We start from the raw sequence: 14,872 nt of genomic DNA, 5'->3' as shown, positions 1-14,872 counted from the left end.
GTGTTATACTCTTGCTCATGAAGGATATGGCCCCCTCTCGTTAGGTTAAGTATCGCAACTCAACTTTAACCGATGAGGCCGTTTCCTTCATCCTTTTTTATTCAGATGTCCAATATGTATTGTAGTCCTACAAATAATTGATCCGATTCTTCAAAAAGCACTTGACAAATACACCGCGTGCTGATAGAATGTTTACCGCAAAACAAAGCAGGATCGGTACCCCCGTCCTCACCTCCAGCCAGCGGCGAAGAGGTCAACATGGTAAGAGCTCCGCCGCCTCTGCGGCGTGGTTTTGACTTGTCGATTGCGGGTACCCTTCCGGGGTGTCCGCGTTTTATTTTGATTAGGAGGTGCTTTCGTATCAGCAACATGAGTCATCAGATCAACGACGAGATCCGGGACCGTGAGGTCCGCCTGATCTCCGACAGCGGAGAGCAGCTGGGCATCATGTCTGCCCGGGAGGCCCTGGCCAAGGCCGAGGAGGCCAGCCTGGACCTGGTGAAGATCTCTCCTACCGCCAATCCGCCGGTGTGCAAGCTCATGGACTACGGTAAGTTCAAGTTCGAGCAGGCCAAGCGGGAGAAGGAAGCCAGGAAGAACCAGCGCGTCGTGGAGATCAAAGAGGTGCGCATGTCCCCGGGCATCGACGTCAACGACTTCAACGTCAAGCTCCGCAATGCTCAGAAGTTCCTGGCCGAGGGCAACCGGGTCAAGGCCACCGTCCGTTTCCGCGGCCGTGAGATGGCCCACACCGACATCGGTCGGAAGCTCCTTCTGAAGTTCGCGGAGGACTGCGGCGAGGTCGCCGTCATGGACAAGGAGCCCAAGCTGGAAGGCCGCCACATGAACATGTTCCTGTCTCCGAAGGTCTCCAAGGATACCAAGGAAGCCACAAAGTAAAAAAAAGGAGTCAACTGATATGGCTAAGATCAAGCTGAAAACCCACAGCGGCGCAAAGAAGAGATTCAGTCTCACCAAGACCGGCAAGGTCAAGCGCGCCCACGCCTTCAAGTCCCATCTCCTCAACGGCCACGGCAAGGATACCAAGCGCAAGAGAGGCCTCCGCGCCGGCGCTTACGCGGACAAGACCAACGAGCCCGCCATCAAGCGCATGATCCCCTATAAATAAGAACTTTTTACCATAACATAGGAGGCTTATCACAATGGCTAGAGTCAAAGGCGCGATGATGACGCGCAAGAGAAGAAATAAGGTCCTCAAGCTGGCCAAGGGCTACTGGGGCGCCAAGAGCAAGCACTTCAAGATGGCCAACGAGCAGGTCATGAAGTCCCTGAAGTACGCTTACATCGGCCGCCGGCTGAAGAAGCGCGACATCCGCTCCCTGTGGATCACCCGCATCTCCGCCGCCTGCAAGATGAACGGCATGAACTACTCCACCTTCATGAACGGCCTGAAGAAGGCCGGCGTGGCCATCAACCGCAAGATGCTGGCTGAGCTGGCCGTCAACGACAAGGCTGCCTTCACCCAGCTCACCGAGCTGGCCAAGAGCAAGCTGGCCTGAGTCACACTCTCAGATAAACTCCCTCAGCCTGTGGGCTGAGGGAGTTTTTTCGTCCTTTTTCTCCTCTGCCTTGCCATCCTTCCACAAAAGGGTTAAAATGAGAAAAAACATCCGTTGGGAGGGCCCCTTCCATGAACAAGAACGATCCCCGTTACGCTGCTTATCTCCGTATCCTCACGGAGGAGCTGGTCCCCGCCATGGGCTGCACCGAACCCATCTCGATCTCCTTCTGTGCCGCCAAGGCCCGGGAGCTGCTGGGCGCCCTTCCGGAGGCCATCACCGTGACGGCCAGCGGCAACATCATCAAAAACGTCAAGAGTGTTGTGGTCCCCAACACCGGCGGGCGGAAGGGCATCGAGACCGCCGCCGCCGTGGGCGTGGTGGCCGGCGACCCCAGCCGGGCGCTGGAGGTCATCGCCTCCGTCACCCCGGAGCAGCGGGAGGACCTGGGCCGCTATCTGGACGCCACACCCATCCAGGTCCTCCCCGCCGACACCGACCTGGTGCTGGACGTCACCGTCTCCGTGCAGGCCGGCGGCCACTCTGCCGCCGTCCGGGTGGCCAACCAGCACACCAATATCGTCTCTATGGAAAAGGACGGCCAGGTCCTCCTTGAGGCCCCCGCCGTAGGCTGCGGCGCCGCCCCCGCCCCCTCCCCTGACCGGGCCCTCATGGACTTTGACGACATCTTCGACTTCGCCGACACGGTGGAGGTCTCCGACGTGCAGCCTCTGCTGGACCGGCAGATCGCCTACAACACCGCCATCTCCCAGGAGGGGCTTCGGGGGGACTGGGGGGCCAACATCGGCTCCACCCTGCGGAAGGTCTACGGAGACGACGTGACCGTCCGGGCCCGGGCCGCCGCTGCCGCGGGTTCCGACGCCCGCATGAGCGGCTGCGAGCTGCCCGTGGTCATCAACTCCGGCAGCGGAAACCAAGGCATGACGGTCTCCCTCCCGGTCATTGAGTACGCCAGGGAGCTCCAGAGCCCGCCGGAACGGCTCTACCGGGCCCTCACCCTCTCCAACCTCACCGCCATCTACCAGAAAGAGGGCATTGGCCGCCTGTCCGCCTACTGCGGCGCGGTGAGCGCCGGGGCCAGCGCCGGAGCCGGTATCGCCTACCTGCTGGGCGGCGGCAAAACCGAGGCCGCCCACACCATCGTCAACGCCCTGGCCATCACCTCCGGCATCATCTGCGACGGCGCAAAGCCCTCCTGCGCCGGCAAGATCGCCGCCGCCGTGGACGCCGGCATCCTCGGGTACTACATGTATCTCAACGGCCAGGAGTTCCACGGCGGGGACGGCATCATCTCCAAGGGCATCGAATCCACCCTCCGCAACGTGACCCGCCTGGGCAAGGAGGGCATGAAGGAGACCGACGAGGAGATCATCCGCATCATGACCGGCTGCTGACGGCCTTTCAACAGGCAGAGCACCCGCCCCAAAGCCCTTTTGTCCCTTTCGACAAGCAGAGCGGCAGACCATGCAAGCATGGTCTGCCGCTGTTTTTTCCCTGTTCGGCTCCGGATGCCCTCACTCCGTCTCCCGCAGGCGCTCCACGATGGTGCGCCTGGCCACAGACCGGTAGACCGCCAGGGGCACCAGCACCCCCAGCAGGGCAAAGATTGGCAGCACCGCCAGGATGGGGACCGCCGTGAAGCGGTAGGTGACAAACCAGAACAGACTGCTCATCGCCGTGCCCAGCAAAGGCGAGAACACCACCGCCAGGATCAGCGCGGCGGCCACGGCCCCCAGGGCATAGAACAGCCCCTCATACACCAGCATGGTCTTGAGCTGTTTTCCCGTCATGCCGATGGACTGGAGCACGGCAAACTCCCGGCGGCGGACCATGATGCCGGTGAAGATGGCGTTGAAGAAGTTCAGCACGCCCACCAGCGCCACGATGAAGCTCAGCGCGCCGCCCAGCAGGGAGAACATGGACCGCATACTGTCAAACTCCGCTGCATAAGAGGCTTTGCTCTCATAGTCAAACCGGGGATCCACATTTTCCGTGTAATCGGCCAGGAAGGACTCCATGGCTGGATTGGCCTCCTCCGTGGTGTCAAAGGCATAGTACATAGCGCAATCGGTGCCGGAATCCCGGAGGAAGGTCTGGTCGTTGAGGATGAACTCGTCAGCGCCAAAATAGCGATAGCTGAACGCAAGGGGCACCGTCACCAGGGCCGCCACCTCATAGTCCACATCCCGGTACTTCACGGCTCGGGACACCCAGTTCACCTGGCTGAGGTCCATATCGTCGGGATAGACCTCCCCGGTGTCCGGGTCGTAGCATTCGTACTCCTCCACATACCGCAGGGTGACGGTATCCCCCAGCCGGGCCCAGTGGCTGTCCATCTCTGCGTTGCCGTAGTCATCTTCGTTGTATACAGCGGCCACATACCGCCCGCCGGGCTCATAGAGCTTGGAGAGGTCTCCCTCCAGCACCTTTAGGTGGTCCAGGGCAAAGGGCTCCATGCCGTAGAGCTGGGCGTCGTCCGCCAGCAGCCCCGCCTCGTTCCGATCCATGAAATAGACCATGCTGTCCAGCTGTTCCGGCGTATTCCACAGACCTCTGCTGGCCCGGAAATACTCCTCGGTGACGAACTCCTCCACAGGGCTGGTCTTGCCGTAGATCTTTCCGCCCTGGGTGATGCCGCCCTGGGCGTCGATCTGGTCTACCACAGTCTGGGGCAGGGCCATCTCATCGTTGAAGGAGTCTCCGCCGGTCTGGAACTGGCCTGCGTCCGCCACGATAAAGTCGCTGGCAGTGAAGTTGGCGATATACTTGTCCATATCAAAGCTGCGGGTGAAGATCACAGTGACCGTCAGCAGCACCACCGCCAGAGCCAGAGAGGTGACGGTGAGGACCGTCTTGCCCCGGCTGCGGCCCAGGTTGGCCCAGGCCATACCTGGTAGGGACACCTTGCCCTGCCCGGTCCGTCTGCGTGCCTTACCGGTCTTGCCCGCCCCCTCGGTATAGAGCACCGCCTCCACCGGGGAGACCTTGCCTGCCAATCGTCCGGGACGGCGGCAGGAGATCAGCACCGTCACCAGAGCAAACAGGGCGGAGATGAGGAAGATGGCCGGGCTGACGGAGGTGACGGCCACCACGCCATTCAGCCGCTTCACGATCACCGGGGTCAGCCAGCCGCCCACGGCCCAGCCCACCGCCAGGCCCAGGGGGATGCCGCCCAGAGACAGGGCCAGGGCCTGATACCGGATGATCCGCCGCAGCTGCCGGGGCGTGGTACCGATGGTTTTGAGCAGGCCGTAGAACCGGATATCTCCGGCCACAGAGATCTGAAACACATTGTAGATGATGAGGTACCCGGTAAAGACGATGAGCAGCACCATAGCGGTAATGGCCAGCACCGTGGTAGGGTCTATGCTTTTTGACAGCTGGGCCCCGGTATAGCCCCAGTTGACGCCGGTGCGGATGAAGCCCTCCTTGTCCATGCTCTCGCTCTGGTAGCCATAATTGGCCAAAATCTGATCCAGATCCCGCTCGATGTGCCGGGAGCCGCTTTTCAGCATCACATCCATGTTCCAGCTGCCGGTCATGCCGTCCCTGGATTGACCGGGCGTCACACCGGCCTGGGCCAAAATGGCCTCCACCCGGCTCAGGGGGATCAGGATGTGGTTGGCCACGATGGCCTCGTCATACTCCCACCAGCCGCAGAGGGTAAAGGTCTCGGTGACGGGGATACCGTCCACCTGGAAGGTGAGGGTAAACTCCACCCCCAGCTCCGGCTCCACACCCAGCAGCTCCAGCACATGGGTGTCGGTGGCGGCCTGGTTGGTACCCTCTTCGGGCAGATGGCCCTCCACCGGGTCGCAGTACATCCAGCGGGCCTCGTTGGCGTCGGAGTAGCCCACCTCCACATGGGATTTATTGAAGGGGACCTCCGTGGGCATCCCCACAAAGCGCCGCAGGCCCCATTGGGCGATGAGGGGGTCCTCCCGCAGCTCGTGGAACTGCTCTTCCGTCAGATACTTGAAGCCGCCGTGGCTGAATCCGCCCACCTGGCGGAAGTTGGACTGCTGAAAACCCTCGTTGATGGACAGGGCGATGGTAAAGAGAGAGGTGAACAGCACCGTGGTCAGGGCGATGGCCAGCACGGCCACGATGTTGCGGGTCTTGGCCGCCCACAGGCTTTTCAGGGACAGGGCACGGACACATTTCCGGTTGGAGACTTTCATGGTACCGCCCCCTTACCGCGTGACGATGTGGCCGTCCTCGATGCGGATGATCCGGTCCGCCATCTGGGCGATTTCCTCGTTGTGGGTAATCATCACCATGGTCTGGGCAAATTTCTGCCCCGTCACCTTCATGAGGGACAAGACATCCTGGCTGGTCCTGCTGTCCAGGTTGCCGGTGGGCTCGTCCGCCAGCAGGATGGCGGGCTTGGTGGCCAGGGCCCGGGCGATGGCCACCCGCTGCTGCTGGCCGCCGGAGAGCTGGGAGGGGAGATTATTCAGTTTATGGCCCAGCCCCAAGGTGGCGATGATCCGGTCCACATAGTCCTTGTCCACCGTGCCGCCGTCCAGCTGGATGGGGAGCACGATATTCTCATACACGCTGAGCACCGGCACCAGATTGTATGCCTGGAACACAAAGCCGATCTTCCGCCGCCGGAAGATGGTCAGGGCCTCGTCCTTCAGGGAGAAGATCTCCTGTCCGTCCACGGTGACGGAGCCGGAGGTGGGCCGGTCCAGGCCCCCCAGCATGTGCAGCAGGGTGGATTTGCCGGAACCGGAGGTGCCCACAATGGCCACAAACTCCCCGCTCTCCACGCTGAGGTCCACGCCGTCCAGGGCCTTCACAAGGGTGTCCCCTGCGCCGTAGTATTTCTTCAAGTCCTTGGTCTGTAAAACAGTCATCATAACCGCTCCTTCACGGAAAAAGTGAGGACTGTGTCCTCCACAGCCCCCACTTTACCAAAACAATCTTTCCACAATCTTTCCGAACTCTATCACTTCTGTAAGAATTGCCCGGGGTACACTACTCCCTGGGCAAGTACAGAGAGAACCGGCAGCCCTGTCCCGGCTTGGAGCGGAGCTTGATATAGCCCCCCTGCCGGGACAGGATCTCCCGGGTCAGGTACAGCCCGATGCCCAGTCCCTCCTGCTCCCGGACGGCTTTTCCACGGTAGAAGCGGTGGAAGACGGCCCCCTGCTCCTCCTCAGGGATGCCGGGACCGTCGTCGGCCACCTCCACCGCGCAGAACAGCTCAAACTCCCGGACGGACAGGCGGATGCTCCCGCCGGGCGGCGTATATTTGATGGCGTTGTCCACCACATTGCCCAGGGCCTCGGCGGTCCACTTCGGGTCAAAACAGGCGGCGGCCTTTGTGGGCTCCACGGTCAGCAAGAGCCCTTTTTCCGCCGCAAGCTGCCCGACCTGTGCCGTCCCCTCCTCCAACAGAGCGCACAGGGGGCGGCGCACCGGCGACATGGTGAACACGCCGGTCTCCAGCCGGGAGGCCCGCACCAGCGTCTGGATCAGAAAGGCCAGCTTTTCGCTCTGGGCCTGGATCATGGCGGCCTGCTCCGTCTGTTGGGGGCGCAGCTCCCCCTCCGCCAGCAGCGAGGTATAGAGGAGGATGTTGGCGATGGGTGTTTTCGTCTGATGGGAGAGGTCGGAGAGCAGAGCCTGGATGGCGGCCCGCTCCTCCGCCAGGTTCCGGGTGGAGATGGCAGAGCCATTCAAAAACCGGGCCATCTTGGTCTCCAGCGCGGAGACGGCGGACTCATCAAAGACCCCCTCCTGAAAGGAACCGTCGATGGCGGCGGTCAGCATATCGTCCAGCCGCCGGAGCGTCCGGCGGCTGAGATACCAGTGAAACAGGCCGAACCCGATCCCGCCCAGGCCCAGGGCTCCAAGGAAATAGGACAGCATCTCACTTGACCTCCCAGGTATAGCCCAGGCCGTATACGGTCTTGATGGGGGCGTCGGTCAGCTTGGAGCGCAGACGGCGCACCGCTACGGACAGGGCGTTTTCATCCACGAAGTCCCCGCCGTCCCACACACGGTCCAGCAGTTGCTCCCGGGTCAGGGTCTGCCCCCGGTGCTCCACCAATAGCCGCAGAAGCCGCTGCTCCGTTTTGGAAAGCTCGATGCCCTCTCCACTCCGGGCAAAGACCATGGCGTCAAAATCGAAGGAGAAGGGCGGCAGCTCCACCACGGCCCGTCCGGCAGGGGCCGCCCCTCGGCGAAGCAGGTTATTGACTCTGGCCCGAAGCACCGCCAGCGAAAACGGCTTGGTCACATAGTCGTCCGCCCCCAGCTCCAGCCCCGCCACCTGGTCGCTCTCCAGGTCGTTGGCGGTCAGAATCAGCACGGGGACCGCGCTGGTCTGGCGAACCTCCTCCAGGAAATCAAGCCCGCTGCCGTCGGGCAGGTTCACATCCAGAATGATGAGGGCCCAGTTCTGCCGCTGCCAGAGCGTCCGGCCCTCCCCAAGGGTTCGGGCGACCTGAAGCTCCCGGTCCGCAGCATCCAGGGCCAGCGCCACGCCGCGGCCAAGGGCGGCATCGTCTTCGATCAATAGAATAGGCTTCATACGGTCTCCTCCATCGGGCTTCTGCGATCTCAGACAGTATAGCATACCCCGACGAGAAAGAGAAGTCCGCAGCCGGACAGGAAAAAATGGGAGCGGGGTCCTTCTGATTCCTGCGCCCTCAGCCCAGCAGGAGCTCCACGGCCTCCCGTAGGGTGGTCTCCTCCCCCACGTTGCCGGGGAAGATGACATAGGGCACGCCGGGGAAGCGGCTCTCCTCATCGGTGCGCCAGACGGGGATGCCGGGGCGGATCTGGCCCAGCACCCAGGCCCGTCTGGTCCGCAGGGCCTTGACCCCCACGTCGCTGCTGGTGATGCCGCCCTTGGCCACCACGAAGGCGGGGGCCGCCGTCAGACCGGCCACGCAGCTCTGAACGGCGTCACTGATGCGGACGCTGCGGAGAAGGGCCTCCTCCGGGGTGTCGCCGTCCAGGGTGAGAACCGCCCGCTTGGTGGAGACGCAGCAGGTCTTCCCCTGGGCGATGAGTTCGCTGCACCGGGCGGTGATGGCGGCGGCCTCGGCCTCCAGCGCGCCGGGAGTGAGGACCAGATCGCTGTTCATCTCAATAAACTCAATCTCCTCCACCGCCTTGAGGGCCTCCAGCTGGGCGGTGGTCTTTTTGGTGTGGGAGCCCACCACGATGATGCCGCCGTGGTCGGAGTCCCGGGTCACCATCTCCGCGCGGGTGAGGAGGGGACGGTCAGAGATATTGCCCAGGGCCTTCACCAGGGCGGCGGCACAGCGGACCGTATAGTTCCGGCCCTTGGCCATGGCCCGGTAAAGGGCGGTGGCCACCACCTTCACGTCGCTGTCGTCCACGGCGTTGACAATGATGCGGCCATAGTCCCGCACCGCCTCCAGCTGGGCCTCGATGCCCTCGTAGTCCAGGGCCCGGATGCGTTCCAGAGAGATGCAGGTCACATCCTCCGCCCGGCACTTCCCATCCGTCTTCTCCTCAATGTAGGCGGGCAGGGCGCTGTTCTGATAGCCGAAGGTCTCGTCTCCGGCGAATTCGGTCTGGCCGCAGGGCACCAGCTCATCGCCGTACCTAACATAGTGGACGTTATCCAGGGTGAAGCGGCCGCCCTCCTTGAAGTAGGGGCACAGGATCTCCCCGTCCACCGTCCTGCCGGTCTCCTTCCGGAAGACCTCTGAGAGCAGCTCGGTCTCCAGAGGATAGTGGCCCCGGAGGGTGGAATCCCCCCGGCTGACGATGAGGTAGGCCCGACCCAGCTCGGCGGCCACATCGGCCACGTTCCGGGCGATCTCCCGGTGGACCCGGGTGGTCTCGGCCACGGTGAGTCCACGGCTGTTGGTGAGGATAAAGAAGAGCTTCCCCGGCTCCTCAAAACCCCGGCGGATGCTCTCCGGCGTCCAGTCGGTGTAAACGCTCACATCATGGACGGTCTGGACCCCGGTGGGGTCGTCGTCCAGCACCACGATCTGCCGCTGGCTGCGCTCGGCCTCGGCGGCCAGAGCCGCCGCCACCTTCTCCTGGTCGGGCAGAGGCCATCGCTCCAGCGCCAATGTACTGATCCGTTCTTCCATCTCCATCTCCCCCTTATTCATAGAGCACCTGGGCGATGAGCACCAGCGGCTCCTCCCCCAGACAGGCGATCTCATGGGTGTCCCCCGGCATGGCGGCAATGAGGTCCCCCGTCTCCAGAAGCTGCACTTCCCCATTGATGACATGTCGGGCCCGGCCCTGCACGATGACCATGGACTCCATCTCTCCCTCATGGGTGTGCCTTCCGATGGACACCCCCGGCGCCAGGGTGTGGCGCACATAAGCCCGACCCTTTCCCAGCATCTCCGCCGGCGCGTCCAGAAGCCGCTCCATCATGACGGTCCCCGCGCCGCCCATGCAGTGTTCCAGAGGGGTCGGGGTCAGCTCCGCTGCTTTCTTCCACAACATCCTATGTTTCACCCCTTAAAAAATCGTCCCAGCAAACGTAGGACATATCTTATTTATACCATACAATATGCCGGCAGGAAACGCAAGTGATTTCAGCAATTTTTCTTATGTCTGTCCCTCTTCTTTCCTCCATGTCCCGGAAAATCGCACAGTCTTTCCCACTATAATTTGTGCATTCTCATAATTTTTCCCGCTGGTCGAATTTTCAACTGTTCTTTTACAATGAGATGTGCTAAAATGTGCGTCAGAGAAATGCATGGCAGCGGCTGTAACGGAGTGCTTGGCGCACGGGCTGGTTACGGCGGTTGCTTTTCTTTTTTCCCAGCTCATCATTCGATCAAGGGAGGAGCACATCATGTACCGTATCGTGGAAAAAACATCCCTGAACCCCACCGTCACCAAAATGGTGGTGGAAGCCCCCCTCATCGCCAGGAAAGCCCTGCCCGGTCAGTTTGTCATTCTGAGAGCGGGGGCCGATTCTGAGCGCATCCCCCTCACTGTGGCCGACTACGACCGGGAGAAGGGCACCGTCACCGTCATCTTCCAGGTGGTGGGCGCGGGGACCATGGAGCTCAACGCCCTGGAGGAGGGCGCCTCCCTCCACGACTTTGTGGGGCCCCTGGGCAAGGCCAGCGAGCTGGACGGGCTCAAAAAGGTCTGCGTGGTGGGGGGCGGCGTCGGCTGCGCCATCGCCCTGCCGGTGGCCAAGGCCCTCCACGAACGGGGCGCCCAGGTCCACAGCGTAGTGGGCTTCCGGAATCGGGACCTGGTCATCCTGGAGGAGGAGTTCCGCGCTTGCAGCGACAAGTTCGTCCTCATGAGCGACGACGGCAGCGCCGGAGAAAAGGGCCTGGTCACCACTGCGCTGGAAGCCCTCATCCAGGCCGGCGAGCAGTACGACGAGGTCATCGCCATCGGCCCCCTGGTCATGATGAAGTTCGTGGTGGCCGTCACCAAAAAGTACAACGTGAAGACGGTGGTCTCCATGAACCCCGTCATGATCGACGGCACCGGCATGTGCGGCGGCTGCCGTCTCACCGTGGGCGGCAAGACCAAGTTCGCCTGTGTGGATGGGCCGGAGTTCGACGGCTTCGAGGTGGATTTTGACGAGGCCATCCATCGCGGCGCCATGTATAAGGACTTCGAGGCCCACGCCCGGGAGGAAGCCTGCAATCTTTTGAACCAGGAGGTACGCTGACCATGGCCAATATGAGTTTGACAAAGTGTCCCATGCCCAGCCAGGACCCTGAGATCCGCAGCCACAATTTTGACGAGGTGGCTCTGGGCTACACGGCGGAGATGGCCGTGGAGGAGGCCAAACGGTGCCTGGGCTGCCCCAAGAAGCCCTGCCACAGCGGCTGCCCTGTGGGCATCGACATCCCTGCCTTCATTGGCAGGGTGGCTGAGGAGGACTTCGCCGGGGCCTACGAGGTCCTGGAACGCTCCACCACCCTGGCCGCCGTCTGTGGCCGGGTCTGTCCCCAGGAGAGCCAATGCGAGGGCAAATGCGTCCGGGGCGTCAAGGGCGAGCCGGTGGCCATTGGCCGTCTGGAGCGTTTCGTGGCCGACTGGCATCGTGAGCATGCTCATGAGGCCCCGAAAAAGGCCGCACCCAACGGCCACAAGGTGGCAGTGGTGGGCTCCGGCCCCAGCGGCCTCACCTGCGCCGGCGACCTGGCCAGGCTGGGCTACGCCGTCACCGTCTTTGAGGCCCTCCACACCCCCGGCGGCGTGCTGGTCTACGGCATCCCCGAGTTCCGCCTTCCCAAGGAGCTGGTCCGCAGGGAGATCGCCACCCTGGAGGAGATGGGCGTGGAATTCCAGACCAACATGGTCATCGGTAAGGTCCTCACCGTGGACGAGCTCATGGAGGACATGGGCTACGAGTGCGTCTATCTGGCCTCCGGCGCCGGTCTCCCCTCCTTCATGGGCATCCCCGGCGAGAGTCTCAGCGGGGTCTACTCCGCCAACGAGTACCTCACCCGGGTGAACCTGATGAAAGCCTACCGCCCCGACAGCCGCACCCCCATTGCCAAGAGCCGGGCCGTGGCCGTGGTGGGCGGCGGAAACGTGGCCATGGACGCCGCCCGCTGCGCCAAGCGCCTGGGGGCCGAGACCGTCTACATCGTCTACCGCCGCAGTATGGACGAACTCCCCGCCCGAAAGGAAGAGGTCGAGCATGCTCAGGAGGAGGGCATCATTTTCCGCCTGCTCACCAATCCAGTGGAGGTCCTGGGGGATGAGACCGGCCATGTCAGAGGCATGAAGTGCATCCAGATGGAGCTGGGCGAGCCAGACGCCTCCGGCCGCCGCCGTCCGGTGCCCGTCCCCGACAGCGAATTTGTTTTGGAAGTGGACACCATGGTCATGTCCATCGGCACCTCTCCCAACCCTCTCATCCGCTCCACCACCCCCGGCTTGGAGACCAACAAGCACGGCTGCATCGTCACCAACGGGGAAGACGGCCTCACCAGCCGGGAGGGGGTCTACGCCGGCGGCGACGCCGTCACCGGCGCGGCCACCGTCATCCTGGCCATGGGAGCCGGCAAGCAGGCCGCCGCCGCCATCCACAAGTACATCCAGGAGAAGTGATCCCCCCTTCCCACACAAAAAGCCGCTGCTTTCCAGGTCAGAGAGACCGGAGCGCAGCGGCTTTTATTTGTGCTTGTTACTGCTGGATGAGGGTGCCCGTCTTGCCCTCGATGCCGTCCTTGGCCTTCTCCAGGAGGGTGATGAGGGCGGTGCGCCCCTCCTTGGACCGGGCAAACTGGACGGCGGCCTGGACCTTGGGCAGCATGGAGCCGGGGGCGAATTCCCCGTCGTCCATGTACGCTTCGGCCTGGGCCGGCGTGAGCTCGGAGAGCCACTGCACGTCGGGCTTGCCGAAGTGGATGGCCACCTTCTCCACAGCGGTGAGGATGATAAGGCAGTCGGCATCCAGCTGCTGGGCCAGAGTGCAGGCGGCAAAGTCCTTGTCGATGACGGCAGCGACCCCCTTCAGATGGTAGCCTTCCGTCTGGAAGACAGGGATGCCGCCGCCGCCGCAGGCCACCACCACCAGGCCGGCCTCTACCATGTCCCGGATGGACTGGATCTCCACGATAGACACCGGCTTGGGAGAGGCCACCACCCGGCGGTAGCCCCGGCCGGCGTCCTCAATGACGTCATAGCCCCGCTCGGCCACCATCTTGTCGGCCTCCTCCTTGGTCATGAAGGCGCCGATGGGCTTGGTGGGATGGGCAAAGGCGGGGTCGGCGGGGTCCACCTCCACCTGGGTGAGGACGGTGGCCACACCCTTCTGGATGCCCCGGTCCAGAAGCTCCTCCCGGAGGGCATTCTGAAGGTCATAGCCGATGTAGCCCTGACTCATGGCCACGCAGACAGACAGCGGGCAGGGGATGTACTTTTCGGGCTCGGAGCGGGTGAGCTCCGTCATGGCTTTCTGGATCATGCCCACCTGGGGGCCGTTGCCGTGGGCGATGACCACCTCGTGGCCTTCCTGGATGAGGTCAGCGATGGCCCTGGCCGTCTGCTTCACAGCGATCATCTGCTCTGGAAGGTTGTCGCCCAGAGCATTGCCGCCCAAGGCGATCACGATACGCTTGCCCATAGTATTGCACCTCGTTCTGTTTTTTCAAATATGGTTCGTCATAGGGCGGCAACGCGCGCCGCGCCTTTTGGCGCGCACAAACGGTCTGCCGCAGGCAGACCTTTGGCGCAGGCGGAATTCACTTCCGCCGAGCATGTGAAATCATTTGGGGTCCCCGGGGCAGCATCGCTGCCCTGGGGCCTTGCCGCCCAGGGCGATCACGATACGTTTACCCATGATATTGCACCTCGTTTTTTCAAACCTGTTCAGACTTAGGGCAGCAACGCATGCCGCGCCTTTTGGCGCGCCCAAGCGTTCTACCGCGGAACTCCCCGGAAAACAGCAGACCCACCCGCAAAGACAGAACATGTTCTAATCAAGGCGGGCGGGTCCGTGGAGGAAAGGGAGGTCAGAAATGGATGGGGAGAATATCAGGCTGGGGGCCGGGAAAGAGCCCGCAGCCAAAAATACAGCTTTACTTCTGGAACCAACGAGCGGCGCCACGCTCCTCCAGGGCCTTCAGGGTGGCCTGAGGGTCCTTCACCTTGGCCAGGAAGATCATAGCAGCGATGATGTAGGGCTTGAAAGATGCCTCTTTATAGAGGGGGTCGCGGTAGCGGTCAAACACGCTGGCCTCCACCTCGCCATCCTTGCAGGAGACGTCGTTGATGTCGGCGGGCAGGCAGTGGAGGTACAGGGCCTTGCCGTCCCTGGTGGTCTTCATGAGCTCCTCGGTGCAGCACCAGTCCTTGTGCTCGGCGTTCTGGGCCAGCAGCTCCTGCTCCAGGGCCTTGATGCCCTCGGCGTCGCCCTGGGCGTACAGGTCGGTGCGCTTCTCCATGGCGGCGAAGGGGGCCCAGCTCTTGGGATAGACGATGTCGGCGTCCTGGAAGGCCTCCGCCATGGAGCTGGTCTTGGTGAAGGTGCCGCCGGACTTGGCGGCGTTGGCCTTGGCCACCTCCTCCACCTCGGGCATGACCTCGTAGCCCTCGGGATGGGCCAGGACCACGTCCATGCCGAAGCGGGTCATCAGACCGATGATGCCCTGGGGCACGGAGAGGGGCTTGCCGTAAGAGGGACTGTAGGCCCAGGTCATGGCCAGCTTCTTGCCCTTCAGGTTCTCCACGCCGCCGAACTCATGGATGATGTGCAGCATGTCGGCCATGGCCTGGGTGGGATGGTCGATGTCGCACTGGAGGTTGACCAGAGTGGGCTTCTGCTCCAGGACGCCGTCCTTGTTGCCCTGGGTCACGGCCTCCACCACTTCCTTCTGATAGGTGTGGCC

The 14,872-nt window shown here is 62.8% G+C and carries 14 protein-coding genes; 6 read left to right on the top strand and 8 right to left on the bottom strand.

The annotated features are described in order from the left end of the window. Positions 1–369 precede the first annotated feature (369 nt). From infC to Q0Y09_RS03295, 4 genes are all read left to right on the top strand, one after another. Positions 370–900 carry a translation initiation factor IF-3 gene (infC, locus tag Q0Y09_RS03310; protein ID WP_297717586.1) on the top strand — a complete coding sequence of 177 codons (531 nt, stop codon included), beginning with the start codon at positions 370–372 and terminating at the stop codon, positions 898–900. Positions 901–919: 19 nt separating this feature from the next. After that, the gene (gene rpmI, locus Q0Y09_RS03305; RefSeq protein WP_130850464.1) at positions 920–1,129 is read left to right on the top strand and encodes a 50S ribosomal protein L35; all 210 of its coding nucleotides are present in this window, start codon (positions 920–922) and stop codon (positions 1,127–1,129) included. A 34-nt stretch (positions 1,130–1,163) separates the two neighbouring features. Continuing rightward, positions 1,164–1,520 carry a 50S ribosomal protein L20 gene (gene rplT / locus Q0Y09_RS03300; RefSeq protein ID WP_297717583.1) on the top strand — a complete coding sequence of 119 codons (357 nt, stop codon included), beginning with the start codon at positions 1,164–1,166 and terminating at the stop codon, positions 1,518–1,520. A gap of 131 nt (positions 1,521–1,651) precedes the next feature. Next, entirely contained in the window at positions 1,652–2,935 is a 1,284-nt protein-coding gene (locus Q0Y09_RS03295; RefSeq protein ID WP_297717580.1) for a serine dehydratase subunit alpha family protein, read from the top strand. Between the two features lie 120 nt (positions 2,936–3,055). Here the strand turns inward: Q0Y09_RS03295 and Q0Y09_RS03290 are convergent, their stop codons facing one another. The 6 genes from Q0Y09_RS03290 to Q0Y09_RS03265 all read right to left on the bottom strand — a co-directional run bounded on the left by Q0Y09_RS03290 (position 3,056) and on the right by Q0Y09_RS03265 (position 9,998). After that, positions 3,056–5,722, bottom strand: coding sequence for an ABC transporter permease (locus Q0Y09_RS03290; protein WP_297717577.1), 2,667 nt, complete (start codon positions 5,720–5,722; stop codon positions 3,056–3,058). A gap of 12 nt (positions 5,723–5,734) precedes the next feature. Beyond that, on the bottom strand, positions 5,735–6,403 hold the full coding sequence (locus tag Q0Y09_RS03285; RefSeq protein WP_297717575.1) for an ABC transporter ATP-binding protein: 669 nt from the start codon (positions 6,401–6,403) through the stop codon (positions 5,735–5,737). 121 nt (positions 6,404–6,524) lie between these two features. After that, on the bottom strand, positions 6,525–7,421 hold the full coding sequence (locus Q0Y09_RS03280; RefSeq protein ID WP_297717572.1) for a HAMP domain-containing sensor histidine kinase: 897 nt from the start codon (positions 7,419–7,421) through the stop codon (positions 6,525–6,527). 1 nt (position 7,422) lies between these two features. Next, positions 7,423–8,085, bottom strand: a complete 663-nt coding sequence (locus Q0Y09_RS03275) for a response regulator transcription factor (protein ID WP_297717569.1) — start codon at positions 8,083–8,085, stop codon at positions 7,423–7,425. Positions 8,086–8,203: 118 nt separating this feature from the next. Beyond that, positions 8,204–9,631, bottom strand: coding sequence for a four-carbon acid sugar kinase family protein (locus Q0Y09_RS03270; RefSeq protein WP_297717566.1), 1,428 nt, complete (start codon positions 9,629–9,631; stop codon positions 8,204–8,206). A 13-nt stretch (positions 9,632–9,644) separates the two neighbouring features. Beyond that, complete coding sequence (locus Q0Y09_RS03265; RefSeq protein WP_297717564.1) at positions 9,645–9,998, bottom strand: cupin domain-containing protein; 354 nt, start codon at positions 9,996–9,998, stop codon at positions 9,645–9,647. A gap of 355 nt (positions 9,999–10,353) precedes the next feature. Between Q0Y09_RS03265 and Q0Y09_RS03260 the strand changes: the two genes are divergently transcribed. Continuing rightward, entirely contained in the window at positions 10,354–11,196 is an 843-nt protein-coding gene (locus Q0Y09_RS03260; RefSeq protein WP_297717561.1) for a sulfide/dihydroorotate dehydrogenase-like FAD/NAD-binding protein, read from the top strand. 2 nt (positions 11,197–11,198) lie between these two features. Then, positions 11,199–12,590: an NADPH-dependent glutamate synthase gene (gene gltA, locus Q0Y09_RS03255; protein ID WP_297717559.1), complete on the top strand. Its 1,392-nt coding sequence runs from the start codon at positions 11,199–11,201 to the stop codon at positions 12,588–12,590. Between the two features lie 76 nt (positions 12,591–12,666). On the opposite strand, the gene arcC is transcribed toward gltA, so the two are convergent. Further along, positions 12,667–13,608, bottom strand: coding sequence for a carbamate kinase (arcC, locus tag Q0Y09_RS03250; RefSeq protein WP_297717556.1), 942 nt, complete (start codon positions 13,606–13,608; stop codon positions 12,667–12,669). A 454-nt stretch (positions 13,609–14,062) separates the two neighbouring features. Next, positions 14,063–14,872, bottom strand: an 810-nt coding sequence (ygeW, locus tag Q0Y09_RS03245) for a knotted carbamoyltransferase YgeW (RefSeq protein WP_297717554.1), incomplete at its 5' end; no start/stop codon positions are given.

It is taken from the genome of Intestinimonas sp. (assembly GCF_026169115.1).
GTDB lineage: Bacteria > Bacillota > Clostridia > Oscillospirales > Oscillospiraceae > Intestinimonas.
This window is presented reverse-complemented; position numbering and strand designations above follow the sequence as displayed.

Bases quoted from the DNA above. Each gene is read 5' to 3' on its own strand.
- Q0Y09_RS03260 (WP_297717561.1), top strand. From the start codon at position 10,354: ATGTACCGTATCGTGGAAAAAACATCCCTGAACCCCACCGTCACCAAA.
- Q0Y09_RS03295 (WP_297717580.1), top strand. From the start codon at position 1,652: ATGAACAAGAACGATCCCCGTTACGCTGCTTATCTCCGTATCCTCACG.
- Q0Y09_RS03280 (WP_297717572.1), bottom strand. From the start codon at position 7,421: ATGCTGTCCTATTTCCTTGGAGCCCTGGGCCTGGGCGGGATCGGGTTC.
- Q0Y09_RS03270 (WP_297717566.1), bottom strand. From the start codon at position 9,631: ATGGAAGAACGGATCAGTACATTGGCGCTGGAGCGATGGCCTCTGCCC.
- rpmI (WP_130850464.1), top strand. From the start codon at position 920: ATGGCTAAGATCAAGCTGAAAACCCACAGCGGCGCAAAGAAGAGATTC.
- Q0Y09_RS03265 (WP_297717564.1), bottom strand. From the start codon at position 9,998: ATGTTGTGGAAGAAAGCAGCGGAGCTGACCCCGACCCCTCTGGAACAC.
- gltA (WP_297717559.1), top strand. From the start codon at position 11,199: ATGGCCAATATGAGTTTGACAAAGTGTCCCATGCCCAGCCAGGACCCT.
- arcC (WP_297717556.1), bottom strand. From the start codon at position 13,608: ATGGGCAAGCGTATCGTGATCGCCTTGGGCGGCAATGCTCTGGGCGAC.
- Q0Y09_RS03275 (WP_297717569.1), bottom strand. From the start codon at position 8,085: ATGAAGCCTATTCTATTGATCGAAGACGATGCCGCCCTTGGCCGCGGC.
- infC (WP_297717586.1), top strand. From the start codon at position 370: ATGAGTCATCAGATCAACGACGAGATCCGGGACCGTGAGGTCCGCCTG.
- rplT (WP_297717583.1), top strand. From the start codon at position 1,164: ATGGCTAGAGTCAAAGGCGCGATGATGACGCGCAAGAGAAGAAATAAG.
- Q0Y09_RS03290 (WP_297717577.1), bottom strand. From the start codon at position 5,722: ATGAAAGTCTCCAACCGGAAATGTGTCCGTGCCCTGTCCCTGAAAAGC.
- Q0Y09_RS03285 (WP_297717575.1), bottom strand. From the start codon at position 6,403: ATGACTGTTTTACAGACCAAGGACTTGAAGAAATACTACGGCGCAGGG.